The sequence below is a fragment of the Curtobacterium sp. PhB128 genome (genome assembly GCF_004340725.1).
Taxonomy (GTDB): domain Bacteria; phylum Actinomycetota; class Actinomycetes; order Actinomycetales; family Microbacteriaceae; genus Curtobacterium.
The window spans coordinates 263681-287895 of the sequence record NZ_SLUR01000005.1; the positions used below are offsets into that span (position 1 = coordinate 263681).

General features: G+C 71.2%; 20 protein-coding genes. 12 read left to right on the forward strand and 8 right to left on the reverse strand.

The genetic code is table 11. The annotated features are described in order from the left end of the window. Positions 1 to 39: 39 nt before the first annotated feature. Both EDF23_RS11070 and proP read left to right on the forward strand, forming a co-directional pair. Positions 40 to 1302: a hypothetical protein gene (locus tag EDF23_RS11070; RefSeq protein ID WP_131921669.1), complete on the forward strand. Its 1263-nt coding sequence runs from the start codon at positions 40 to 42 to the stop codon at positions 1300 to 1302. 153 nt (positions 1303 to 1455) lie between these two features. Then, on the forward strand, positions 1456 to 3042 hold the full coding sequence (gene proP / locus EDF23_RS11075) for a glycine betaine/L-proline transporter ProP (RefSeq protein ID WP_243648893.1): 1587 nt from the start codon (positions 1456 to 1458) through the stop codon (positions 3040 to 3042). 116 nt (positions 3043 to 3158) lie between these two features. On the opposite strand, the gene EDF23_RS11080 is transcribed toward proP, so the two are convergent. The 4 genes from EDF23_RS11080 to EDF23_RS11095 are packed head-to-tail and all read right to left on the reverse strand — an operon-like array spanning position 3159 to position 8369. Beyond that, a complete protein-coding gene (locus tag EDF23_RS11080) occupies positions 3159 to 4832 on the reverse strand; it encodes an ABC transporter ATP-binding protein (RefSeq protein WP_131921670.1) in 1674 nt (557 codons plus the stop codon). Continuing rightward, complete coding sequence (locus EDF23_RS11085; protein WP_243648894.1) at positions 4829 to 5725, reverse strand: ABC transporter permease; 897 nt, start codon at positions 5723 to 5725, stop codon at positions 4829 to 4831. Before EDF23_RS11085 ends, EDF23_RS11080 begins: the two co-directional genes overlap by 4 nt. Then, positions 5722 to 6744: an ABC transporter permease gene (locus EDF23_RS11090; protein ID WP_243648895.1), complete on the reverse strand. Its 1023-nt coding sequence runs from the start codon at positions 6742 to 6744 to the stop codon at positions 5722 to 5724. The genes EDF23_RS11085 and EDF23_RS11090 overlap by 4 nt, the downstream gene beginning before the upstream one ends. Before the next feature lie 5 nt (positions 6745 to 6749). After that, on the reverse strand, positions 6750 to 8369 hold the full coding sequence (locus EDF23_RS11095; protein ID WP_131921671.1) for an ABC transporter substrate-binding protein: 1620 nt from the start codon (positions 8367 to 8369) through the stop codon (positions 6750 to 6752). 32 nt (positions 8370 to 8401) lie between these two features. On the opposite strand from EDF23_RS11095, the gene EDF23_RS11100 reads away from it, so the two are divergent. Continuing rightward, entirely contained in the window at positions 8402 to 9001 is a 600-nt protein-coding gene (locus tag EDF23_RS11100; protein ID WP_123293967.1) for a TetR/AcrR family transcriptional regulator, read from the forward strand. A 23-nt stretch (positions 9002 to 9024) separates the two neighbouring features. On the opposite strand, the gene EDF23_RS11105 is transcribed toward EDF23_RS11100, so the two are convergent. Beyond that, on the reverse strand, positions 9025 to 10059 hold the full coding sequence (locus EDF23_RS11105; RefSeq protein WP_131845445.1) for a cation diffusion facilitator family transporter: 1035 nt from the start codon (positions 10057 to 10059) through the stop codon (positions 9025 to 9027). Between the two features lie 244 nt (positions 10060 to 10303). On the opposite strand from EDF23_RS11105, the gene ileS reads away from it, so the two are divergent. Genes ileS through EDF23_RS11130 form a run of 5 tightly spaced genes read left to right on the forward strand, consistent with a single transcriptional unit; the run spans position 10304 to position 16760 of the window. Continuing rightward, a complete protein-coding gene (gene ileS / locus EDF23_RS11110; RefSeq protein ID WP_131921672.1) occupies positions 10304 to 13558 on the forward strand; it encodes an isoleucine--tRNA ligase in 3255 nt (1084 codons plus the stop codon). Next, on the forward strand, positions 13555 to 15021 hold the full coding sequence (locus tag EDF23_RS11115) for a folylpolyglutamate synthase/dihydrofolate synthase family protein (protein WP_207895481.1): 1467 nt from the start codon (positions 13555 to 13557) through the stop codon (positions 15019 to 15021). The genes ileS and EDF23_RS11115 overlap by 4 nt, the downstream gene beginning before the upstream one ends. Further along, positions 15018 to 15434: a DUF4233 domain-containing protein gene (locus EDF23_RS11120; protein ID WP_131921673.1), complete on the forward strand. Its 417-nt coding sequence runs from the start codon at positions 15018 to 15020 to the stop codon at positions 15432 to 15434. The genes EDF23_RS11115 and EDF23_RS11120 overlap by 4 nt, the downstream gene beginning before the upstream one ends. Before the next feature lie 38 nt (positions 15435 to 15472). Then, entirely contained in the window at positions 15473 to 15892 is a 420-nt protein-coding gene (ndk, locus tag EDF23_RS11125; protein WP_111084529.1) for a nucleoside-diphosphate kinase, read from the forward strand. A 19-nt stretch (positions 15893 to 15911) separates the two neighbouring features. Beyond that, on the forward strand, positions 15912 to 16760 hold the full coding sequence (locus EDF23_RS11130) for a thioredoxin domain-containing protein (RefSeq protein ID WP_123673367.1): 849 nt from the start codon (positions 15912 to 15914) through the stop codon (positions 16758 to 16760). 72 nt (positions 16761 to 16832) lie between these two features. Here EDF23_RS11130 and EDF23_RS11135 read toward each other — a convergent pair whose 3' ends face one another. Both EDF23_RS11135 and EDF23_RS11140 read right to left on the reverse strand, forming a co-directional pair. Further along, positions 16833 to 17684 carry a thioredoxin domain-containing protein gene (locus tag EDF23_RS11135; RefSeq protein ID WP_131921674.1) on the reverse strand — a complete coding sequence of 284 codons (852 nt, stop codon included), beginning with the start codon at positions 17682 to 17684 and terminating at the stop codon, positions 16833 to 16835. A gap of 122 nt (positions 17685 to 17806) precedes the next feature. After that, on the reverse strand, positions 17807 to 18409 hold the full coding sequence (locus EDF23_RS11140; protein ID WP_243648896.1) for a vitamin K epoxide reductase family protein: 603 nt from the start codon (positions 18407 to 18409) through the stop codon (positions 17807 to 17809). Between the two features lie 349 nt (positions 18410 to 18758). On the opposite strand from EDF23_RS11140, the gene EDF23_RS11145 reads away from it, so the two are divergent. Both EDF23_RS11145 and EDF23_RS11150 read left to right on the forward strand, forming a co-directional pair. Further along, entirely contained in the window at positions 18759 to 21647 is a 2889-nt protein-coding gene (locus EDF23_RS11145; protein ID WP_131921675.1) for an Rne/Rng family ribonuclease, read from the forward strand. A gap of 2 nt (positions 21648 to 21649) precedes the next feature. After that, on the forward strand, positions 21650 to 22612 hold the full coding sequence (locus tag EDF23_RS11150; RefSeq protein ID WP_131921676.1) for a hypothetical protein: 963 nt from the start codon (positions 21650 to 21652) through the stop codon (positions 22610 to 22612). A 457-nt stretch (positions 22613 to 23069) separates the two neighbouring features. Here EDF23_RS11150 and EDF23_RS11155 read toward each other — a convergent pair whose 3' ends face one another. Beyond that, positions 23070 to 23342 (reverse strand): DUF4031 domain-containing protein, encoded by a 273-nt coding sequence (locus tag EDF23_RS11155; protein WP_123313478.1) that lies wholly within the window; start codon positions 23340 to 23342, stop codon positions 23070 to 23072. A 179-nt stretch (positions 23343 to 23521) separates the two neighbouring features. On the opposite strand from EDF23_RS11155, the gene rplU reads away from it, so the two are divergent. Both rplU and rpmA read left to right on the forward strand, forming a co-directional pair. Further along, positions 23522 to 23830, forward strand: coding sequence for a 50S ribosomal protein L21 (rplU, locus tag EDF23_RS11160; RefSeq protein WP_111084536.1), 309 nt, complete (start codon positions 23522 to 23524; stop codon positions 23828 to 23830). A 12-nt stretch (positions 23831 to 23842) separates the two neighbouring features. Then, positions 23843 to 24094 (forward strand): 50S ribosomal protein L27, encoded by a 252-nt coding sequence (gene rpmA, locus EDF23_RS11165; protein ID WP_071257351.1) that lies wholly within the window; start codon positions 23843 to 23845, stop codon positions 24092 to 24094. Positions 24095 to 24215 lie beyond the last annotated feature (121 nt).

The window sequence follows — 24215 nt, forward strand, 5'->3', positions numbered from 1 at the left end:
TTGTTTGCATTGATCGGAAATGCTCGTAGGGTGCAATCCGTGAATACCTTCGAGAAAGTCGCGACCGCCTTCGTCGGTGTGGCCGCGCTGCTCCTGCCGATGTCCCCGCCGGTGCCGGCTGCGGCCGCGGCCGCGGCTGCGGCCGCGACCGGTTCGGCTCGGTTCGGGATCGGTTCCGGCATCGACACCACGGCGGACGGCGCGAAGGTGGCCCTCGCGGCGGGGCTCGGCGTGGGGACCGCTCGGGTCGACCTGTGGTGGACGGGCGTCGAGAAGGCCCGGGACGAACTCGTCATGCCCGCGTCGTACCGGAAGTCCGTCGACCGTCTCCGCGCGGCGGGGATCCGACCGCTCATCGTCCTCGACTACGGCAATCCCCACCACGACGGCGGTGGTGGTCCGACCACAGCCGCCGGCATCGCCGCGTTCGCGCGGTACGCGGGGTTCGTCGCCGCGACGTTCGGCCCGGACGTGGCGGGGTACGAGATCTGGAACGAGTGGCCGAACACCGTCGCGCCGGAGGCCCGCAGTGCTGCACGCTACGTCGCACTGACCCGGGCGGCGTCCGCGGCCGTCCACGCCGCGGCGCCGGGCTCCGTGGTGGCGGGTCCCGCCATGAGCCTGCTCGGGGTGGACGGCCTGCACCCGTGGCTCCGGCAGTGGCTCGCCGCAGGTGGTCCGGCGACGGTCGACGCGGTGTCGGTCCACGCGTACACCGGGACACGACCGCCGGAGACGACTCTGGGGCCCGCGATGCGGGAGCTCCGGACGGCCCTCACGGCGCAACACCGCTCCGTCCCGGTCTGGTGGACCGAAGGCGGCTGGCAGGCCGGTCCGCCGGGGCAGGCGGGTACCGTCACCCCCGCAGTGCAGTCCGCCTGGCTGGTGCGCTGGGGAGCGCTCGCCGCGCACCTCGGTGTCACGCTCGTCGTGCCGTTCACCCTGAACGACGCGGGGTCGACACCGACCGGGTACGGCCTGTACGGCTCCGCCAGTGGTGGGTACACGGCGCGGCGGGCTGCCGCGGCCTACGCGGTCCTCGTGCGCACCGTCGGTGATCGCCGGTTCGTGGCGGTCGAACGGGCCGGCACGGGCGGGGTCTGGATCGTCAGGTACGGCTCGGGCGGGGACGTGGTCCGCGTCGTCTGGTCGACGTCGGGAGTCCGCACGACGTCGGTCGGCGTGCCGGGCGGCTCCTCGCTGGTCTCGGCGACCGGGGCGACGAGCCGGCTGACCGTGGTCCGCGGTGCGGCATCGGTGCGGGTCCGGGCGGCCCCGGTGTTCCTCCGCTCCGATCGGTGACGCGTCGGAGCGGCGATTACCACACCGACCTGTCGGACACGCCGGAGACCTGGTAGTCTGTCGGAGTTTGTCCGGCGAGCGCGGGTTCGCAGGAACTGCACCGTTGCCGTCCGCCGGACGCCCGAAGGACGCACCGCACACCGGAGGAACGACTTGGCACCGAACGACGCACCCCACCCGCACGGCGATCGGCCGTTGCCGCACGGCGACCGACCGCTGCGCTCGAAGGGCGCTGCGAAGCGCGCTCGGCGCAAGCTGACGAAGGACGACGTCACCGTCGTCGAGGAGTCGCTGCTCAAGCGCGCCGTGGCGGCCGCCGCCCTCGGCAACGCGATGGAGTGGTTCGACTTCGGCATCTTCGCGTACCTGACCGTCACGATCTCGCAGGTATTCCTGCCGCAGGGCGACCCGGCCGCGAACATCGTCGCGACCTTCGGGTTCTTCGCCGCGGCGTTCATCGTCCGACCGATCGGTGGCGCCGTCTTCGGCCCGATCGGCGACCGGATCGGCCGGCAGAAGGTCCTCGCGCTGACGATGATCCTGATGGCCGCCGGCACGCTGATGATCGGCCTGATCCCGTCGTACGACTCGATCGGCTTCTGGGCCCCGGTCCTGCTGCTCGTGGCCCGCTTCGTGCAGGGCTTCTCGACCGGCGGTGAGTACGGCGGCGCCGCGACCTTCATCGCCGAGTACTCGCCCGACAAGCGCCGTGGGTTCATGGGCTCGTGGCTCGAGTTCGGCACCCTGGCCGGCTACGTGCTCGGCGCGTCGATCGTCACCGGCCTGCAGTTCGGCCTGTCCGAGGACGCCCTGCTCAGCTGGGGCTGGCGCATCCCGTTCATCATCGCGGGCCCGCTCGGCCTGATCGGGCTGTACCTGCGCCTCAAGCTCGAGGAGACCCCGGCCTTCCAGAAGCAGCAGGAGCAGGCCGCCGAGCGCGAGGGGCAGAAGACCCCGTTCCTCAAGCTCTTCGCCGAGAACTGGCGCGCGCTCATCATCTGCATCGGCCTGGTCCTGGTCTTCAACGTGACCGACTACATGCTGCTGTCGTACATGCCGACCTACCTCGAGCAGAACCTCGGCCAGAACGCCACGTTCGGCCTCATCCTGATCGTCGTCGTGATGCTGCTCATGATGGTCGTCATCACGTTCGGTGGCCGGCTGTCCGACAAGTTCGGTCGTCGCCCGGTGCTCGCCGCCGGCTGCATCGGCTTCATCCTGCTGTCCTGGCCGGCCCTCAAGCTCGTCCAGACCGGCACGGGCGTCGGGGTGTTCTCCGGCCTGCTCATCCTCGGTGTCGTGCTCGTCACGTTCACCTCGACCATGCCGTCGACGCTGCCCGCGCTGTTCCCGACGATCATCCGCTACGGCGCGCTCGCGATCGCGTTCAACGTCTCGGTGTCGCTGTTCGGTGGCACGACCCCGCTCGCGACCTCGGCGCTCATCAACGCCGCGAAGGACGCCGGCTACGGCTGGGCCGAGGACATCCCGGCCTTCTACCTGATGCTCGCCGCCGTCATCGGGCTCGTCGCGGTGTACTTCACCAAGGAGACCGCCGCCACCCCGCTCATGGGCTCCGGCCCGACGGTCGGTTCCGAGGACGAGGTCGCCGGCGTGATCGACGACTACAACGACCCGAACTCGGAGTTCGCGCAGTCCGACTGGGCGAAGGAGTTCGCGACGAGTGAGATCCCGATCATCTCGGGTGACGCTGCGAAGAAGGAGTCCGCCGACTCCTGACCCCGGGGCCGCCCCGCGGCAACCCGCCCTGGAGGCCCGGTGCACGTCCGCCACGGACGCACACCGGGCCTCCGGTCACGTTCAGGGCACGTGGCCGCCGGCCACGAGACTCGGCGTCAGCGACCGGCCTCGCGGCCGGCGGCCCGAGGCTGGTCGCCCTGCGCGAGACTCGGGCCGGCGGCGAGCCGCTCCGCGGCCTGCAGCAGGTGCGCGGTCACGGGGTGCGCCGGGCGCGCGAACACCGTCGCGGCGGGGCCGTGCTCGACGACCGCGCCCCGGTGCACGACCAGCACGTCGTCGGCCATCCGGCGCACGGCCCGCAGGTCGTGCGACACGAACACCATCGCCACGCCGGTGTCGTCGCGGAGCCGCTCGAGCAGGGTCAGCACGGCGTCCTGCACGGTGGCGTCGAGGGCGGTGACCGGCTCGTCGAGGACGATCACCTCGGGGTCGGTGGCGAGTGCCCGGGCGATCGCGAGTCGCTGCCGTTGCCCACCGGACAGGGTCAGCGGCGACCGCGGCCGGAGCGCCGGGTCGAGGTCCACCTGCCGCAGGGCTGCGTCCACCCGGGCGGCGAGGGAGCCACGGGCGCGGCGGTCGTCGCCCCGCGAGAACGCGTCGGCGAGGACCCGCTCGACCGACCACCGCTCGTCGAACGTGGCGCCGGGGTCCTGCACGACGGCCGCGACCCGGTGGCGTCGGGGTCGTCGGTCGTGTTCGGGGAGCGGTACCCAGGGGGCTCCGTCGAGCGAGACCGTGCCGGCGTCGGGCGTCTCGAGCCCGAGGAGCATCCGCGCCAGGGTGGTCTTGCCCGACCCCGAGGCGCCGATCACCCCGAGCACTCGCCCGCGGTCGAGCCCGAACGACACGTCGTCGACGGCGCGGACGCCCTCGTAGTCGCGCGCGAGCCCCGTGGCGACGAGGACGCCAGCCCTTCCGCCAGCCCTCCCGCCGTGCCCCGTGCGAGGTTGATCACTCCGTGCGTCGTCGGAAGCTCGCACGGAGTGATCTACCTCGCACCGAGCGCCAGTGGCCGCGCGCACCAGGGCCTGCGTCGCGGCGTGCTGCGGATCCTGCAACACCGAGGCGACCGGGCCCTGCTCGACGATCCGGCCCTCGTGCATGACGGCCACCCGGTCGGCCCACCCCGCGACGAGCCCGAGGTCGTGCGTGATGACGAGCAGCCCCGCCCCACGCTGCTGCGCCACCCGCAGCTGCTCCATCACGGTGACCGCGACCCCGGCGTCCAGCGCGGTCGTGGGCTCGTCGGCGACCACGAGCGCCGGCGACCCGATGGTGGCCGCGGCGATGAGGGCTCGCTGCCGCATCCCGCCCGACAGCGTGCCGGCGAGTCGGCCGTCGGTCGCGATGTCCGGGTCGAGGCCCACCGCCCGCAGGGCATCGCGCACGGCGTCCACGCGCTCGGCCGCACCCATCTCGGTGTGCAGGCGGAGGCTGTCGGCGACCTCGCGTCCGACGGGACGCAGCGGGTCCAACGCGCCCAGGGCCTCCTGGCCGACGTAGCCGACCCGAGACCCGCGCACCTGGCGCCACCGACGATCGGAGAACGCGCGGACGTCGAGGCCGGCGACGGTGAAGGCGTCGGCGCGGACGGCGGAGCCGGGCGCGGACAGGCCGAGTGCGGCGCGGGCGGTGACGGTCTTGCCGGAGCCGGAGGCGCCGACCAGGGCGACGCACTCACCGGCGTCGACCCGCAGCGCGACGTCGTGCACGATCGGTGTGCCCGCGATGGCGACGTGCAGCGCCTGGACCTCGAGGACGGTGGTCATCGGACGACTCCTGTTCGGCGGATCGCGCGACCGAGCACGGTGACGGCGGTCGCGAGCACCACGATGGCGAGCCCGGGGAAGGTGCTCATCCACGGTGCGGTCTGCAGGTAGGTCCGGCCGTCGGCGAGCATCGCGCCCCACTCCGGAGCCGGGGGTGGTGTGCCGACGCCGAGGTAGCTCAGCGCCGAGGCCCAGACGATCGCCTGGCCGACGCCGAGCGTGGCGACCGCGACGACGGGCCAGAGTGCGGTGGGCAGGACGTGCCGGACCACGATGCGGACGGGGGAGCGGCCGAGCAGCACGGCGGTCTCGACGACCTGCGACGACCGGGCCGCGCGGACCAGGCCACGGACGATGCGGGCGTAGCCGGGGGCGGTGGCGAAGCCGACGGCGAGCACGGCGGGGACCGGGCCGGGGCCGGTGACGGCGATGACCACCAGGGCGACGAGCAGCAGCGGCAGGGCGAACGCGACCTCGGTGACGCGGCCGATCACGGCGTCGAGCAGTCGGCCGATGCGCCCGGCGCCGGCGCCCAGTCCGGCGACGACCCCGAGCACGACGCCGGTCCCGCCGCCGATCAGGGTCGCGGCGACACCGACCACGAGCGAGGCCCGCGTGCCGGCGACGACCCGCGACAGGACGTCGCGTCCGGATTCGTCGGTGCCGAACGGGTGGGCGCCGCTCGGTGCGAGCAGCGCCTCCGACGGGTGCACCGCGAGCGGGTCCGCGCCGCCGAGCGGCGCCGGCCACGCGGCCGCCACGACGGCGAGCAGGACCACGGCACCCGCGACGGCTCCGGGGACGCCGAGGCCCCGCCGCCGCCGGCGTGCTGCTGCCGGTCGTCCGTCGACCGGTTCACCGGCCAGGAGGCTCGGCTCGGCGATGCCGCTCACCGCGCCGCCGCCTCGGGGCCGGGTCCACGGCGTCGCGCGGCTCGCGGGGCGCGGGTGCGCGGGCCTCCGGCGCGCGGGGCGCCGGTGCGCCGACCTCCGGTGCGCGGGTCGACGACGCGCTCGACGAGGTCCGCGACCGCGAGCACCACGACGTAGGCGGCGGCGGACACCAGCGCGATGCCGGCGACGAGCGGCATGTCCCGCTGCGTCACCGCGGTCACCAGGGCGCGACCGATGCCGGGCAACGCGAACACGGACTCGACCACGACGGCGCCGGACACGAGCGACCCGAAGGCCCAGGCGGACAGGGCGATCCCGGGCAGCGCCGCGTGGCGGAGCAGGTGCCGGGCGAACAGCCCGAGGCGGGTCTCACCACGGCCCCGGGCGGCGAGGGCGAACGCGGACCGTTGCGCGTCGACGACCCCGTCGCGCACGGTCTCGGCCAGGTACCCGGCGACCGGCACGGCCACCGTCAGCACCGGGAGCACCCAGCCGCGCACCGTGCCGTCGCTGACCGCGGGCACCCAACCGAGGGCGCTCGCGAACACCACGATGAGCACGCTGCCGAGCCAGAAGTGCGGCATCACGCTCGCGGTGACGCTCAGCGCGCTCGTCAGCCCGGCCGCGAACCGACCGCGCTGCGTCGACCACCAGGCCGCGAGGATCGCCAGGACCCAGGCGGCGACCAGGCCGGCCACCGCCAGGGTGAGCGTGACGGGCAGCTGCTGGCCGAGCAGCGTCGCGACCGGGGTGCGGAAGGCGTACGAGTCACCGAGCTGCAGGGTGGCGAGGCGTCCGAGGAACACCGCGTACTGCACGAGCACCGGATGGTCGAGGCCGTACTCGTGCCGGACCTGGGCGACGGCCTCGGCGGAGGCCTGCGAGCCCGGACCACCGAGGATCGCGAGTGCGGGGTCGCCGGGGATGAGCCGGATCGCGACGAACACGATCGTCGCGACGGCCCAGAGCACGCCGATCCCGCCCGCGAGCCGTCGGACGGCCCACCACACCCAGGGCATCCGCGTCAGCGGTCGATCCAGGCCGTGCCGAACCAGGGTGTGGACACCGAGGTCGTCTGGATGCCGTGCACGGCCGAGCGCACCAGGAAGTGGTTCTGCTGGTCGTAGAGGGGCAGCACGGTGTCGCTCGCCAGGATCGTCTTCTGCGCCTGCTCGTACAGGTCGGCGCGCTCGTCGGCGTCCGAGGTGCGGGCCGCCTGCTCGAGCAGGGTGTCGAGCGCGGGGTCGTCGAGCTGCGCGAGGTTCGCGAAGTACCCGGACGGTGCCGGCTCGATGCTCGCGCTGTCGTACAGGATCCGCAGGACGTCGGGGCCGACCTTCGTGTACGGGGCGCTGACCACGTCGTACTCGTTCGCAGCCAGCGCCGCGTACCAGCTGGAGAGGTCGAGTTCGTCGAGCACGACCTTGAACCCGACGGCCTTCTCGGACGCCTGGATCTGCTGGAACAGGCTGCGCTCGGCCGGCACCGACTGGTTCGTCGACACCGGGAACGTCACGGTGAGCTGCTGGCCGTCCTTGACGCGGATGCCGTCCGACCCGACCTTCCAACCGGCGTCGTCGAGCAGCTGCTTCGCCTTCGACGGCGAGTAGTCGAACCGGCTCTTCTCCGAGTACGCCAGCGGTTCGGCACTCGAGAGCACGGAGTACGAGCGCTTCGCGGTGCCGAGGAACAGCGACTGCAGGCCGGGGTCGATCTCGGCACCAGCGATGAACGCCTGCCGCACGGCCTCGTCACGGAACACGCCGTGGCCGGAGTTCAGCTCGAGGCGGTTCGAGGCACCGGGGCGCGGGGCGTCGAGGTCGCGGATGGCGCCCTTCGCCGACGCTGCCTTGAGCTGGTCGGGCTGCGCGTTGTCGATGACGTCGACCTGGCCGGACTGCAGCGCCGCGTAGCGCGACGTCGAGTCGGGCAGGAACCGCCACGTGATGCCGGACAGGCGCGGCTTCGTCGTGCCCCAGTAGTCGCTGTTCTTCGTCAGGGTGACGCGGTCGCCGTGCTTCCATCCGGTGACCTCGAACGGGCCGGTGCCGACGGGCGACTCGCAGTTCGTCGCCTGCTTGCGTTCGAGCGCCTTCGGGGACTCCATGCCGACCCACGGCTGCGAGAAGGACTCGAGCAGCGCGCTGTCCGGACGGCTCAGCGAGAGCGTCACGGTGTGGTCGTCGGTGGCCGTCGCCTTCGTGATGGACTGCAGCGCGAGGTACCCGGTGCTCGACGCGGTGGCCGGGTCCTGCACGTGCTCGATGTTCGCCACGACGGCGGCGGCGTCGAACGGGGTGCCGTCGGTGAAGGTGACGTCGTCGCGCAGCGTGAAGGTGAGGGTCTTGCCGTCGTCGCTCGTGGTCCACTTCGTCGCGAGCTCGGGCGTCGGCTCGCCGTCCTCGAGCCCGACGAGCTCCTCGATGTACTGCGTCGCCAGGAGCGCCTGCGGGTAGTTGCCGCCGACGTGCGGGTCGAGGCAGGTGGGCTCGGCGTCGCCGGAGGCGTACGTCAGGGTCCCGCCGCTCACCGGCTTGCTGCTCGTGGTGCTCGTCCCGGCGCCGCTGCACCCCGCGAGGACGAGGACGACGGCGGTGGCGCTCGCGACGGCGGCGACGGTTTTCTGTACTGAGTCCAAGATCATGGCTGAACGAGTCTAGCGGTTTACTGGGGCCCATGGACGAACCGATCCGCCGCGGTGGCCGGCCCCGACGCTCGAGCGCCGAGGTCCTCGCGGACGCCGCTGCCGAGCTGTTCCTCGAGCAGGGGTACGCACGCACCACGGTCGACCAGATCGCCGTGCGTGCGGGGGTCAGTCGCGCGACGTTCTTCAACTACTTCACGGCGAAGTCGGACGTGATGTGGCTCGAGCTCGACGCCGCGGTCGCGGGGCTGCCCGGGTACCTGGCGGCCTCGACCGAACCCAGTCCGGTGCGTGCGGTGGAGCAGGCCCTGCTCGCCGCGGCCCGGGCCCACGACCCCGAGCGGGTGCCGTGGGCGGTCGCGCAGGCCGAGGTGATGGGCATCGGCTCCGAGCTCGTCGCCGGGGTCGCCGTCCGGGTGATGGCGCAGCACGGGGCCGTCGCGGCCTTCGTGGCCGGGCGCACGGGGGAGCAACCGGGGTCGCTCTGGCCGCAGACGGTCTCGGGCGCGGTGCTCGGGGCGGCTGCTGCGGCGTTCGGGGTGTGGGTCGCCGACGGGGTGGCCCGACGACCGCTCGTCGAGTACGTCGCGGCGGCGCTGACCCCGGTGGTCGCCGGCCTCGACGCCCGCTGACGCCGACGACGCTCGCCCGCGCGTCAGTCGGTGCGCAGCGTCCCGGCGCCGCCGGCGGCCACGTCCGAGGCCGTCCCGTCGCGCACCACCTCGGGCACCTCGTCGCTCGTCGGCCGCAGCGAGGCGTCGCCCGGGTAGCTCAGCGTCAGCACGGCTTCCTCGATGTACGGGCTGTCCTCGAGCGACTTCTCGACGTCGCGCAACCGGACCGCGACGTGCTCCTCGTTCTCGTTGCCCGTCAGGTCGACGGCGGCGACGAGGTACACCCGCGACGGTCCGACGAACTCCAGGTGCAGGTAGGTGACACGTTCGATCTGCGAGCGGCCGAGCAGCTCGACGAGCACGGCGTTCTCGAGCTCGGGCGACGTGCTCTCGCCGAGCAGGAAGCGGCGGTTGCGGTCGATGAGGATGATCGCCACGACCCCGAGCAGCAGGCCGATCGCGATGGACCCGATCGCGTCGAAGATCGCCAGGCCGGTGACCTGGTGCAGGAACACCCCGAGGAACGCGACGACGAGGCCGATGAGCGCAGCGGCGTCCTCGGCGAACACGGCCCGCAGCGTCGGGTTCGAGGACTGCAGCACGTGGCGCAGCACCGGCACCTTGCGCTTCGTCGCCGCCCCGTGCGCCTGGCGGTAGGCCTGCAGGAAGCTCGTGCCCTCGAGGCAGAACGACAGTGCGAGCACGATGTAGTTGAGCAGGACGTCCTCGGCCGGACCCGTCTCGCCGAGCTCGGAGATGCCGTGGTAGATCGACACGATGGCGCCGGCGGTGAACAGCCCGAACGCGGCGAACATCGACCAGATGTAGGTCTCGCGTCCGTACCCGAGCGGGTGTGCGGTGTCGCGCTTCCGCGCGCCCCGTCGTTCGGCGACGAGCAGGAAGATCTCGTTGCCGGTGTCCGCCCACGAGTGCGCCGCCTCGGCCACCATCGAGGCCGAACCCGAGATGAGCGACGCGATGGTCTTCGCGATCGCGACGAGCAGGTTCGCGCCGAAGGCGATGATGACGGTGAGGGAGGACTCCGGGCGTTCGCCGGAGGCAGAGTCGTCGGGCATCCCTCCAGCATGCTCCCGTCCGCTAAACTCGTGTCACACGAGCGTCGATCCGGCCATCACCGGGGAGCTCCCGGAAGAACGCGGTCCGCGCGAGCGGCTCGTCAGTAGAACCGGGCGGACCGGGCCGCACCGAACCCGAACACGAGCGGTCGTGACGTGCGGACAGCACGGCGTGGCAAGCGAGGTGGTACCGCGGAGCGTGCTCCGTCCTCGTGGAGATCGAGCGAACCCACAAGGAGTCCCGGTGCCGTACCCGCTGAACGCCGATGCCGATGGCGTCGTCCCCTCGCCGTCCTTCCCCGCCGTCGAGCGGGGGATCCTCGCCTTCTGGAAGGGCGACGACACGTTCCAGGCGTCCATCGACCAGCGCCAGGGCTGCGACGAGTGGACCTTCTACGACGGCCCGCCGTTCGCGAACGGCCTGCCGCACTACGGTCACCTGCTGACTGGGTACGCCAAGGACGTCTTCCCGCGCTACCAGACCATGCGCGGCAAGCAGGTGCACCGCCGCTTCGGCTGGGACACCCACGGGCTGCCCGCCGAGCTCGAGGCGATGCGCCAGCTCGGCATCACCGAGAAGCACGAGATCGACGAGATGGGCGTCGACGTGTTCAACGCCGCCGCCAAGAAGTCCGTGCTGCAGTACACCGACGAGTGGCAGCAGTACGTCACCCGCCAGGCGCGCTGGGTCGACTTCGAGGACGACTACAAGACGCTCGACACGACGTTCATGGAGAGCGTGTTGTGGGCGTGGAAGCAGCTCTGGGACAAGGGCCTGGCGTACGAGGGCTTCCGGGTCCTGCCGTACTGCTGGAACGACCAGACGCCGCTGTCGAACCACGAGCTGCGCATGGACGACGACGTCTACAAGATGCGCCAGGACCAGTCCGTCACGGTGTCGTTCCCGCTGCAGGGTGCGCGCGCCGAGTCGCTCGGGCTGGCCGGCGTGCGTGCGCTCGCCTGGACGACGACCCCCTGGACCCTGCCCACGAACGCCGCGTTGGCCGTCGGGCCTGCGGTCTCGTACGTGGTGCTCCCTGCGGGGCCGGGAGGCGCAGCTGACGGCGCCGACGCCGGTTCCGTCTCGTACCTGTTGGCTTCGGACACCGTGGCCGCCTACGCGAAGGACCTCGGCTACGAGACGGCCGAGGACGCCGCTGCCGCGGTCGTCCGCACCCTGACGGGTGCGGAGCTCGACGGCGTCGAGTACGAGCGCCTGTTCGACTTCCTCGCCGAAGCCGAGGGCATGGAGCACGCCTGGCGCATCCTGGTCGCCGACTACGTCGAGACCGGCGAGGGCACCGGCATCGTGCACCAGGCCCCGGCCTACGGTGCCGACGACCAGGTGGTCTGTGCTGCCGCCGGCATCCCCGTGGTGCTCTCCCTCGACGAGGGCGGGGTCTTCACCTCCCAGTTCGGCGAGGTCGCCGGCATGCTCTGGTCCGACGCGAACAAGCCCCTCACCAAGGCCGTCCGGGACGCCGGTCGTCTGCTCCGCCAGGCGTCCTACGAGCACAGCTACCCGCACTGCTGGCGGTGCCGGAAGCCCCTCATCTACAAGGCCGTGTCGTCGTGGTTCGTGCGGGTCACCGACTTCCGCGACCGCATGGGCGAGCTCAACCAGGACATCAACTGGGTGCCGGAGAACGTCAAGGACGGCCAGTTCGGCAAGTGGGTCGGCAACGCCATCGACTGGTCGGTGTCGCGCAACCGCTACTTCGGCACGCCGATCCCGGTGTGGCAGTCCGACGACCCCGAGTACCCGCGCACCGACGTGTACGGCTCGCTCGAGGACATCGAGCGCGATTTCGGCCGCCTGCCGCTGAACGCCGACGGCGAGGTCGACCTGCACCGCCCGTTCATCGACGACCTGACCCGTCCGAACCCCGACGACCCCACGGGGAACTCGACGATGCGCCGGATCACCGACGTGTTCGACGTCTGGTTCGACTCCGGGTCGATGCCGTACGCCCAGGTGCACTACCCGTTCGAGAACCGGGAGTGGTTCGAGTCGCACAACCCGGCCGACTTCATCGTCGAGTACATCGGGCAGACCCGCGGCTGGTTCTACGTCATGCACGTGCTGTCCACGGCACTGTTCGACCGGCCTGCTTTCAAGAACGTCATCAGCCACGGCATCGTCCTCGGCTCGGACGGTCAGAAGATGTCGAAGTCGCTGCGGAACTACCCGGACGTCTCCGAGGTGTTCGACCGCGACGGCGCCGACGCCATGCGCTGGTTCCTGATGTCCTCGTCGGTGATCCGCGGCGGCAACCTCGTCGTCACCGAGGAGGGCATCCGCCAGGGCGTCCGCGAGTTCATGCTCCCGCTGTGGTCGACGTACTACTTCTTCACCCTGTACGCGAACGCATCGGGGGAGTCGGGGTACCAGGCCACCCGTCGAACGGACAGCACCGACGTCCTCGACCGGTACCTGCTCGCGAAGACCCGGGTGCTCGTGTCCGACGTGCAGCAGCACCTCGACGCGCTCGACACCCCGCTCGCGGCCCAGGCCGTCCGCGACTTCGCCGACGTGCTGACGAACTGGTACGTCCGCCGGTCGCGCGACAAGTTCTGGACCGGGGCCGATGGTGCGGCAGGGGACGACGCCCGTGCGGCCTTCGACACCCTGTACACGGTGCTCGAGACCCTGACCCGCGTCGCGGCCCCGCTCGCCCCGCTCGTCACCGAGGAGATCTGGAAGGGCCTGACCGGTGGTCGGAGCGTGCACCTGACGGACTTCCCCGACGCGGCCGAGTTCCCCGCCGACGACGCCCTCGTCGCGGCGATGGACCGCGTGCGCGACGTCGCCTCGAAGGGCCTCGCGCTCCGCAAGGCGACCGGCAAGCGCGTCCGGCTGCCGCTCGCCACGCTCACCCTCGTGGTGCCGGACCCGGCGGCGGTCGAACCGTTCGCCGACATCCTGCGCGACGAGCTGAACGTCAAGCGGGTCGTGCTCGAGGCGCAGGCCGAGGAGTCACTGGCGCAGTACGGCATCGAGCGGAAGCTGACCGTCAACGCCCGCGTCGCCGGCCCGCGCATCGGCAAGGCCGTGCAGCAGGTGATCCCGGCCGCGAAGAAGGGCGACTGGACCGCGACCGAGTCCGGCGTGACCGTCGGCGGTGTCGACCTGGTCGAGGGCGAGTACACGCTCGACCTCACCGTCGCCGACCCGTCGGTCGCCGTGGCGTTCCTCGACGAGGGCGGCTTCGTGGTGCTCGACACCGTGACCACGCCCGAGCTCGAGGCCGAGGGGCTCGCCCGCGACGTCGTCCGTGCCGTCCAGCAGGCCCGGCGCGACGCCGACCTGGACGTCAGCGACCGCATCGTCCTGACCCTCGGGGTCGACGAGGCCGGCGACGCGTCGGTGCGCACCCACCAGCAGCTCATCGCGGGGGAGACCCTGGCGACGAGCGTCGAGATCGTGCCCCTCGGGGCAGGCGCCACCACCGATGTCGGTGACGGCGCGAAGGTGACCGTGGAGGTGTCACGCGCATGAGCGACGACGACCAGTACGACGAGCGCGACCAGCACGACCAGCACGACGAGGACGGCATCCGGATCCCGGTGGGGCCGTCCGGAGACGCTCCGGTCGAGGCCGTGCCGTACGGCGGTGACGACGACGAGGTCAAGCGCGTCGAGGCCGCCCTGTACGCCCGGATCGGTGAGCAGTCGCCCGAGCACCGCCTGACCGCGACCCGTCGCGCCGTCGAGCTGCTCGGGGACCCACACCTGGCGTACCCGGTGATCCACATCACCGGCACGAACGGCAAGACGTCCACCGCGCGCACGACCGAGAGCATCGTCCGTGCCCACGGTCTGCGCACCGGCCTGATGACGAGCCCGCACCTGGTGTCGATCCGGGAGCGCATCGTCATCGACGGGCAGCCGATCGAGCCGAGCCGGCTCGTCGAGAACTGGGACGACATCGCCCCGGTCCTCGAACTGACCGACCAGGAGCTCACCGCGAAGGGCGAGCTCCCGCTCACCTTCTTCGAGGCACTGACCGTCCTGGCCTTGGCGTGCTTCGCCGAGGCGCCGGTCGACGTCGCCGTGATCGAGGTCGGCATGGGCGGCGAGTGGGACTCCACCAACGTCGTGCAGAGCCAGGTCGCGGTGTTCACGCCGATCGCCATCGACCACGCGAAGCAGCTCGGCAGCACCGTGGCGGAGATCGCGCGGACCAAGTCCGGGATCATCAAGCCGTCGTCCGCCGTGGTGTCGAGCGAGCAGGTCCCCGAGGCACTCGTCGAACTCGAGCGTGCCGCCGAGCTCACCGAGTCGACCCTGGCCGTCGAGGGCACCGGTTTCAGCGTCGTGGACGTCACGCCGGCGGTGGGCGGTCAGCTCATCACCGTGCAGGGGATCGCCGGCCGCTACGACGACCTGTTCCTGCCGCTGTTCGGTCGGCACCAGGCGCACAACGCGGCCGTGGCGATCGCCGCGGTCGAGTCGTTCCTCGGTCGGGGCACCCAGGCGCTCGACGAGGACGTCCTGTCCGAGGGCCTCGCCGGTGCCACCAGCCCGGGTCGCCTCCAGCCGATCGCCACCGACCCGACCGTCGTGGTCGACGCGGCGCACAACCCGCACGGCGCCAAGGCCCTGGCCGAGGCCTTGCCGGTGGCCTTCCCGTCCGAGCACGTCGTCGGCGTCGTCGGGATCCTCGGCGACAAGGACGCCCGCGGGTTCGTCCGCGCGCTGAAGGGCACCGTCGAGACCTTCGTCGTCACGCAGCCCCCGGGGGAGCGTGCCCTCGACGCGGACGCCTTCGCGAAGGTCGTCGTGGACGAGGTCGGCGCGGACCGTGTCGTCGTCGAACCGTCGCTCGCCGCCGCGCTGCAGCAGGCACGCGACCTGGCGGACGAGGCGGACGCCGAGGACGCCCTCGTGCTCGTCGCGGGCTCCATCGTGATGGTGGGTGCGGTCATGGACCTGGTCCACCGGGAAGGCGAGACGAAGTGACGAACGCACCACGTGCCTCCCGGCCGGGGCGCGCACCGCGCACCCGGAAGCCGCGACGCGACCGCGGGGCGCAGGAGAGCCTGCTGTCGATCGCGCTCGTGCTCGAGGCGATCATGTTCTTCTTCCCGATGCTCGTCGTGTTCGGCAAGGGGACCCTGCCGCCGGCTGTGGCGTTCGGCGGTGGCATCGGCGCGATGGTCGTGCTGGCGCTGGCCTCACGCCTGACCGGCAACCCCGCCGGTGTAGGGTTCGGGTGGCTGCTGCAGGCGGCCATCCTCGCCACCGGGTTCATCGAACCGTTCATGTTCGCGGTCGCCGTGGTGTTCCTGGCGCTGTGGGTCTTCTGCTTCGTCAAGGGCGGTCAGCTCGACCGCCAGAACGCTGCGCGCCGGGCCGCCATGGGCGAGGACTGACCACCCCTCCGATCCCGCGAACACACTAGGAGTACTGCGTGTCCGACCTCGAAGAGACCCTCGTCCTCGTCAAGCCCGACGGCGTCGCCCGCCAGCTCACCGGTGAGATCCTCCGCCGCATCGAGTCGAAGGGCTACGAGATCGTCGACCTGAAGATGCTCACCGCGCCGCGCGACCTGTTGGACGCGCACTACGAGGAGCACCAGGGCAAGCCGTTCTTCGAGCCGCTCGTCGAGTTCATGCAGTCCGGTCCGGTCGTCGCCGTGCGCGTCGCCGGCAACGGCGTGATCGCCGGCTTCCGGTCGCTCGCCGGCACCACCGACCCCACCAGCGCCGCGCCCGGCACCATCCGTGGCGACCTCGGTCGCGACTGGGGCCTCAAGGTGCAGCAGAACCTGGTGCACGGGTCGGACAGCACCGAGTCGTCGGCGCGCGAGCTCGCGCTCTGGTTCGCCTGAGACGCCGGGGGAACGACTCGTGACGAACAACGACCGACCCACCAAGAACGAGCGTCGCCAGCACGCGCGTGAGGTCTCGCGCCAGCGCGCCGACGCCGAGAAGCGTCGCAAGCGCCGCAACAAGTGGTTCCTGCAGGGCGGTATCGGCCTGGGCATCATCGCGATCGCCGCGATCATCACGCTCGTCGTGGTGAACGTGAACAACGCGCCCGCCGTGTCCGCTGCCGGGCCGAAGAACATGGCCACCGGCGCGATCCAGTTCACCGGCGAGGGCGGCGAGGTCACCCCGGTGACCACGAAGGCCGTCACCGCGAAGGGAACCCCGTCGGCAGTCCCGACGTCGAACACCGACGGTGCGGTCGCGGTCACCGAGTACGTCGACTGGGCCTGCCCGGTCTGCAAGCAGTTCGAGGCCGCCTACGCCGACCAGATCCTGGACAAGGTGAAGTCGGGCGACGCGACGCTGGCCATCCAGCCGGTGTCGATCCTCGACCGCAGCTACCAGAGCTCGCGCTACGCCAGCCGGGCCGCGAACGCCGCGATGTGCGTCGCGAACTACGCGCCGGACAAGTTCCTGGACGTCCAGACGCAGTTCTTCGACAACCAGCCCACCGAGGGCACCTCGGGCCTGACGAACGCCGAGATCGCGAAGCTCGTGAAGGCGGGCGGCGCGACCGGGTCGAACGTCTCCGAGTGCCTGTCGACCGAGCAGTTCAAGGGCTGGGTGACCAAGTCCACGAAGCTCGTCACCGCGGACGAGGCGCTGCAGGGCACGCAGGGCTTCGGCACGCCGACCGTGGTCGTCAACGGCAAGCGTCTCGACGACCTCAGCACGGTCATCACCGCGATCGACGCCGCGGCGAAGTAGCACCACCCGCACGAGCGAAGGCCCCCGCTTCCATCCGGAAGCGGGGGCCTTCGTCGTCGCGCTGCCTCGTGCCTACGCGGCGCCGCCGTTCTGCTCGACGAACGACGCGAAGGCGTCGGTGTCGGTCAGGGAGCCGGTGAACTGCTTGCCGTTCACGATGATCGTCGGGGTGCTCGTCACCTTGTCGAGTGACGAGTTCGGGATCGGGTCGTTCATCACCCGGTTCGTGGCGTCGGCGACCCACCCGGCGAAGTGCTGCCCGGTGATGCACGAGGTGACCTTGCTGTTCGTCGCGCCGGCGTCCTTCGCCAGGGACGCCAGCTCGTCGTTCGTCAGGCCCTTGGTGCTCTCGGACGGCTGGTTCTCGTAGAGCGACGTGTTGTACGCCAGGAACGCGTCGGGGTCGTAGTTCGCCACACAGGCGGCCGCGGCGGCGGAGCGGGTGGAGTACTTCGACCCGAGCGACACCCGGTCGAGCAGGTTGAACGGGTGCAGTTCGAGCGTCGCGGACCCGGCCTTCACCCACTGCTCGATCTGGTCCATCTGCGCCGTCTCGAACTGGTTGCAGTACGGGCACATGTAGTCCGAGTACACGGTGATGTTCGCCACCGAGTTGTCCTGCTCCGTCGCCGTCGGGGTCCCACCGTCGGGTGTCGCCTTCGTCTCGACGGGCACGATCTCGCCGCTCTGGCCGGTGAACAGGATGCCGTCGCTCGCCATGTTGCGCGGTCCGGGCCCCGCGGGTTGCACCGAGTTCGCGATCACCAGGACGACCACGGCGACGACCGCCAGGCTGCCGACGATGATGCCGCTGATCCCGAGCGTCTTGTTGCGGCGACGTCGCGCCTGCTCCTGCACCCGGGCTTCGCGAGCGCGCTCTCGGGCGGCGTCGCGACGGACCTTCTTGCTCTCGTTCTCGCTCATCGAGATCGAGCGTAGGTGCTGCCCGGAGGTCGATCGGGCGTCCTGCCTGGGAAGCCCCCAGGAATTCGGTGACGCGTCATCGAAGCGTCATGGGCGCCGCATCGGGGACGCCCAGCAGCGGATCAGAAGACCGTCAGGATGGTCGGGAACTTGATGATGATCGTCACGACGATGAACAGGTAGTTCGCCAGCGGGAACGCCCAGCAGAACGGGAGCAGTGCCCGGCCGACCCGCTGGGTGCGGGCACCGAAGCGGCCCTGCGCGGCGTTCCAGATCGTGAACACCCAGAACATCGGGATCGTCATCGACCACACGAGCATGCACCACGGGCACAGCGCGCCGATGAACCAGACGGTCTGGGTGAAGAGCCATGTCACGAAGACCCACGCCAGGAACACGCCGGCGTTGAACGCGATCCAGAACCACCGCGAACCGTTGCGGAAGCCCGCGAGCATCATCACCGCGACGGCGATCGGCGCCACGAAGCCCATCACGCCGAGCAGTGGGTTCGGGAACCCGAACAGGTGGCCCTGCCAGCTCGCCATCACGTCCGAGCAGCTGATGAACGGGTTCACGTCGCACGAGAGCACCGTGTCGGGGTCGGCGTACTTCTTGAACTCGTCGAGCACCAGGGAGAAGGACCCGTACAGGCCGACGAACCCGGTGATCAAGAGGAAGACGGCCATCGCGATCGGACGACGGGGGGCAGGCGCTGACGTGCTCACGCCGTCATCATCGCATGTGGCTTCCGGTCCTTTCCGGGAGCGGCGTGCGATACTGGCCGGAGGTCGTGCGGGCAACCGCAGACCGAAGAGAGCTTTCCGGGCAGTGCCCCACGGGGCAGTGTCCGGACGATCAGGTGCGGTGAGAGCGCACCGTGGTCGGGACAGCGTCACTCCGACGCCGAGCCGACCCGGGCCGGGTGCCCGGACCGGAACGGCAGCGGACGCAACGAGAAGTTGACGCAGACCGATCACGAAGACAGCGAGCGCGGGGCGTCGACGCCACCGCCACAACCAAAGAATTCCCGCCGCCTGACAAGGGTGCGAGTGGGGCCGAGGAGTGCGCCAGTCCATGGTGGAGCAGAACAACGACAACACGACCAACGACGAGAACGCCCCGAAGCGTCGGACCCGCCTGTTCGGCGGACGCCGCGCCCGGTCGTCCGGCCAGCAGGTCGCGGCCGACGCCGTGCAGGTGCCGGCCGTCGACGAGTCCCTCGCACTGAGGGACGGGGCACCGGCGGACGGGGCACCGGCAGAAGCCGTGTCCGTCGCGGTCGAGGCCGTCTCCGCGCAGAGCGCCGAGCCGGACGACGTGAGCACGCTGACCGGCGACCTGCCGGTGGTCACGGCCGAGCCGACCGAGCCCGCAGCCGACGTGGCGGAGCCGAGTGGTGCCTCCCGTCCGACCGAGACCGAGCCGACGGCCGAGGCGAGCGAACCCGCCGCCCCAGCCGAGCCGTTCGTCCCGAAGGCGACGAGCACACTCAGCCTGATCTTCCACGCCCCCGTCCTGCCGGAGCTGCCGCGCCGTGCCGCGCGGTACGAACGCGACGAGGACGACCGAGACGACCGCTACGAGCGCTCCGAGCGCTCGGAGCGGGAGGACCGGTTCGACCGCGATGACCGGTACGACACCGACGAGCGTGAGGAGCAGGGCGGATCCCGCCGACGCTCGCGTCGTCGGGGGAGCAGCGCCGACCGCGAGGCCCGTGCGCCCCGCGAGCCGCGCGACCACCAGGAGCCCCGCCGCCGCGAACCCGAGCTCATCACCGAGCCGCAGCGCATCAAGGGCTCGACCCGGCTCGAGGCGAAGAAGCAGCGTCGCCGCGACGGCCGTGACGCCGGACGCCGCCGCCAGGTCGTGAGCGAGGACGAGTTCCTCGCCCGCCGCGAGAGCGTCGACCGCCAGATGATCGTGCGCTCCAGCTCGTCGACCATCGAGATCGGCGTGCTCGAGGACGGCATCCTCGCCGAGCACTACATCACCAAGTCCGAGAACGTGTCGCTGATCGGCAACGTCTACCTCGGCAAGGTGCAGAACGTCCTGCCCTCGATGGAGGCCGCCTTCGTCGACATCGGCCGCGGCCGCAACGCCGTGCTGTACGCCGGCGAGGTCGACTGGAACTCGGTCGACACCAGCCACGGCCGTCGCATCGAGGCCGCGCTCAAGCCGGGCGACAAGGTCCTGGTCCAGGTCACGAAGGACCCCGTCGGCCACAAGGGCGCCCGCCTGACCAGCCAGGTCTCGCTGCCCGGTCGCTACCTGGTCTACGTGCCGAACGGCTCGATGAACGGGATCTCGCGCAAGCTGCCCGACACCGAGCGTGCGCGCCTGAAGAAGATCCTGAAAGAGGTCCTGCCGGAGCACGCGGGCGTCATCGTGCGCACCGCTGCCGAAGGTGCGACGGAGGAGCAGCTCACCCGCGACGTCCAGCGCCTGACCAGCCAGTGGGAGGCCATCCAGAAGAAGGTCGCCGGTGGCCAGGCCCCGGTGATGCTGCACTCGGAGCCGGACCTGCTCGTCAAGATCGTGCGTGACGTCTTCAACGAGGACTTCACGAAGCTCATCATCGACGGCGAGGCCGCCGGCGGCACCATCGACGAGTACCTGTCGGCCGTCGCGCCCGACCTGAAGGACCGCGTCGTCCGCTACGAGGGCCCGGACTCCTTCGAGGAGTACCGCCTGAACGAGCAGATCGACAAGGCGCTCGACCGCAAGGTCTGGCTGCCCTCCGGTGGTTCGCTCGTCATCGACCGCACCGAGGCCATGACGGTCGTCGACGTCAACACGGGCAAGTTCGTCGGCTCCGGGGGCAACCTCGAGGAGACGGTCACGAAGAACAACCTCGAGGCCGCCGAGGAACTCGTCCGCCAGCTCCGCCTGCGCGACATCGGCGGCATCATCGTCGTCGACTTCATCGACATGGTGCTCGAGGAGAACCGCGACCTCGTGCTCCGCCGCCTGATCGAGTGCCTGAGCCGCGACCGCACGAAGCACCAGGTCGCCGAGGTCACCTCGCTCGGCCTCGTGCAGATGACCCGCAAGAAGATCGGCGTCGGCCTGCGCGAGTCGCTCGACGAGGTCAACGCGAAGGTCAACGACAACAACGCCGACCCGGGCCCGAGCAAGGGGCGTCGCAAGGGGCGCAGCGGTGCCGGCGGCAACGGCAACGGCAGCAACGGCAACGGTGGCAACGGGCACGGCAACGGCGGGGGCAACTCCGGCGGTGGCTCGGGTTCCGGTTCGTCGAACGGGCAGTCGAGCCAGGCGCACCAGATCACCGACGACGTGAAGAGCGCGCTGTCGCGGATCGCCGCCTCGACGATCCCGCACGAGGACTCGCCGGCTTCGCCGACCTCGGCGGAGGCACCGGCCTCGGCTGACGTCCCCGCAGCGACGTCCGCGTCCGACGACTCCGGAGCGGGCGAACAGCCCACCGGGTCGAAGCGTCGGCGCCGTGGCGGCCGTGGTGGACGGAGCGGTGAGCAGTCGAACGCTGCCGCGACCGAAGCCACCGAGGTCGCTGAGTCGGTGCCCGTCGCAGTCGAGGCGGAGGCCGCTGTCGAGCCGAAGCGCGACGAGCCGAAGCGCGACGAGCCGAAGCAGGCTGCGCCGAAGCGGGCGGTCGCCGAGGCTGCTGCTCCTGCCGCCGAACCGAAGGCCAAGGCCCCGGCCCGCCGTCGGGTCAGCTCCAGCGCGACGGTGACCCCGACCGACAACACGGTCGCGATCCTGGACATCCCGCTCAACGCGGCCCCGAAGCGCGAGCCGCGCCAGGTCGCCCCGGACGCCGAGTCGCTGTTGGACTCCGTGCTCCAGGCGTTGCCCGAGCCGAAGCAGCCGGGTCAGGGTCGTTCGCGGTCCCGCCGGGTGTCGTCGCCGAGCATCAGTGCGCCGGCCACGACCGAGAGTGCATCCGGCGAGGACACCGACGGCTCCGTCATCCTGGGGAACTGAGCGTGACGAACCCCGGTGACCCGCAGCAGGATCGTGGGTACTACGGTGCGGGCTGGCAGCAGCCCGCACCGCCCGGACCCGGGGGAGCCGGCGGTTCCGCGCCGCCGTACGGTGGGCAGCCTGGTGGGCAGCCGCCGTACGGTGGGCAACCTGGCGGGCAGCCTGTTGGGCAGCCGCCGCACGGCGTCCAGCCCACTGCCGGGGTGCCCTACGCCCCGCCGCGACCGCCCCGTGCGCCGGCCGATCCGCGTCGGGCCTTCGCGCCCGGCGCCTCGGTGAACAACACCGCCGGGGCGCTCATCGCCGTGGTGTCCCTCGTGCTGGTCGAGTTCGTGTCCGGCATCGTCGGGCTCATCGGGACGTCCCTCGTCGTCAGCCCGTTCGCGCACTACGGCGCGGGTGCCAGCCTGGTCGGCAGCTTCATCGCCTCGGTGTTCCTGGCGCCGTTCCCGTTCTACGCGGGGGCGTTCCTGGCGCTGGCGTTCCTGACCCCGATCGCCCGCCGCAGCCCGCTGCCGACCGTGCTGCTCCGCGCCGTGCTCGCCGGGGCTGCCGGGACGATCGCCCTCGCGCTCGTCGGTGTCTTCACGGGCGCGTTCGGGGCGATCACCTCGGGAGGTTCCCGACTCGTGATCGACGTCGTCACGAACCCGCTCCGCAACGGCGTGCCGTTCACGGTGATGCTCCTGGCGAGTGCGACCGCGGCGTGGCTGTGGCTCGGGCGCCCGCGACGGAACCGTGGCCCCGCGCCGACGTCCGGCCTGCCGGGGACGGTACGGCCCGCCGACGCCGTCCCGCCCGCGACCGTGCAGCCGGGGCCGCAGCAGCCGCAGCAGGGCCCGTACGGACAGGGTCTGGTCCAGCCGGACCCCCACGGGCAGTACGGCGGCCAGTACGGCGCACAGCCCCGTCCGGACCAGCAGCAGCCGCCGGCAGCCCCCTGGGGTGGTCCAGCGCCGCGCTGAACTCGCTTCGTCGCTCGTGCGGTCGTGTGGGCGGTCGTGTGGGCGCTGCACGGTGCGAGGTTGACCACATGGTGCGGCCTTCGTACCTCGCACCATGTGGGCAACCTCGCACGGTGCGCACGTGCCCGAGCCGCGACCGCGGTCATGCACGGTCCTGCGCGGTGCGGCGTCCGCCTGTCGCCGCACCGTGCGAGGTTCACCGGGCGGTGCAGCGGCCGCGGCACGGTGCGAGCCTCTGGCGACGCACCGTGCTGCCGACCTCGCACGCTGTGGGCAACCTCGCACGGTGCGCACGTGCCCGAGACGCGGCCGCGCACCATGCGACAGGACGGACGTGGCGGGGGTGCGCCGGGCCTCCCGTCCGCACCGTGCGAGGTTCCGGACGCCGTGCGAGCCGGCGTGCCCGGCACCGAGTCGGGAACCTCGCACCGTGCGTGCCGGACGCACGCGCGGCGAGTCAGTGGGCGCGCTTGTCGCGCTGCGCCACGCGCAGACCGCTGCGGATGAGCCGCAGCACGAGCTCCCGGCCGGACACCGCAGAGGCCCCCGCGGCGACCAGTTCGTCGTACTTCGCGAGCGGCACGTCGTAGTGGTCGTGGTCGAACGCACGACGCGGCACACCGGCGCGTGCAGCGAACGCGTGGAGTTCCGCGTAGGATTCATCACTGACGAGGTGCGACCACAGAGTGTCGTGAGCGGGCCACGTCGGTGGGTCGATCAACACGGTCACCGTGCAATCGTACGTGTGTCGCCGTTTGACCGGACCCATGGGGATCGAGTATTCTCGATCCCTGGTGTCAGCGGGCCGTTCTGCCTGCGTCGCCGATCGGGCCCGGCCTTCCGGGAGCCGCTCGTGCAGAAGTGGGCACCCGAGACTTCCCTCAAGCAGAGTTACGTAAGGATTTCCACGTGGTTTACGCAGTAGTGCGCGCCGGCGGCCGTCAGGAAAAGGTCGAGGTCGGCACCATCCTGACCGTCGACCGTGTCAAGGCGGACGACAAGGGCAACATCGACCTCGCCCCCGTGCTCCTCGTGGACGGTGACAAGATCACGTCGGCGGCTTCCGAGCTCGTCAACGTGACCGTCACCGCCGAGGTGCTCGACGACCTGCGCGGTCCGAAGGTCATCATCCAGAAGTTCAAGAACAAGACCGGGTACAAGAAGCGCCAGGGTTTCCGCGCTGAACTGACCCGCGTCAAGATCACCAAGATCGCGTAAGGGAGTCAGCTCATGGCACACAAGAAGGGTGCGAGTTCCACTCGCAACGGTCGTGACTCGAACGCTCAGCGCCTCGGCGTGAAGCGCTTCGGTGGCGAGGTCGTCAACGCCGGTGAGATCATCATCCGCCAGCGTGGCACCCACTTCCACCCGGGCGCCAACGTCGGCCGCGGTGGCGACGACACGCTGTTCGCCCTCTCGGCCGGTTCGGTCGAGTTCGGCACCAAGGGTGGCCGCAAGGTCATCAACATCGTCAACGCGTAGTCGCGACGATCAGCTTCAGCGGGAGGGGCGGGCCGAGTGCCCGCCCCTCCTTCGCTTTTCCCGCCGACGGATCACGTCGGCACAACGCGCTGACGGACCCCGTCGGCGCAACGATCTTCCA

What these genes read in the sequence shown, in the direction of transcription:
- EDF23_RS11080 (WP_131921670.1), bottom strand. Translation starts at nt 4,832, where the DNA reads ATGACCACCGTCCTCGAGGTCCAGGCGCTGCACGTCGCCATCGCGGGC.
- EDF23_RS11090 (WP_243648895.1), bottom strand. Translation starts at nt 6,744, where the DNA reads ATGCCCTGGGTGTGGTGGGCCGTCCGACGGCTCGCGGGCGGGATCGGC.
- EDF23_RS11095 (WP_131921671.1), bottom strand. Translation starts at nt 8,369, where the DNA reads ATGATCTTGGACTCAGTACAGAAAACCGTCGCCGCCGTCGCGAGCGCC.
- EDF23_RS11100 (WP_123293967.1), top strand. Translation starts at nt 8,402, where the DNA reads ATGGACGAACCGATCCGCCGCGGTGGCCGGCCCCGACGCTCGAGCGCC.
- EDF23_RS11105 (WP_131845445.1), bottom strand. Translation starts at nt 10,059, where the DNA reads ATGCCCGACGACTCTGCCTCCGGCGAACGCCCGGAGTCCTCCCTCACC.
- EDF23_RS11115 (WP_207895481.1), top strand. Translation starts at nt 13,555, where the DNA reads ATGAGCGACGACGACCAGTACGACGAGCGCGACCAGCACGACCAGCAC.
- EDF23_RS11135 (WP_131921674.1), bottom strand. Translation starts at nt 17,684, where the DNA reads ATGAGCGAGAACGAGAGCAAGAAGGTCCGTCGCGACGCCGCCCGAGAG.
- EDF23_RS11145 (WP_131921675.1), top strand. Translation starts at nt 18,759, where the DNA reads ATGGTGGAGCAGAACAACGACAACACGACCAACGACGAGAACGCCCCG.
- rpmA (WP_071257351.1), top strand. Translation starts at nt 23,843, where the DNA reads ATGGCACACAAGAAGGGTGCGAGTTCCACTCGCAACGGTCGTGACTCG.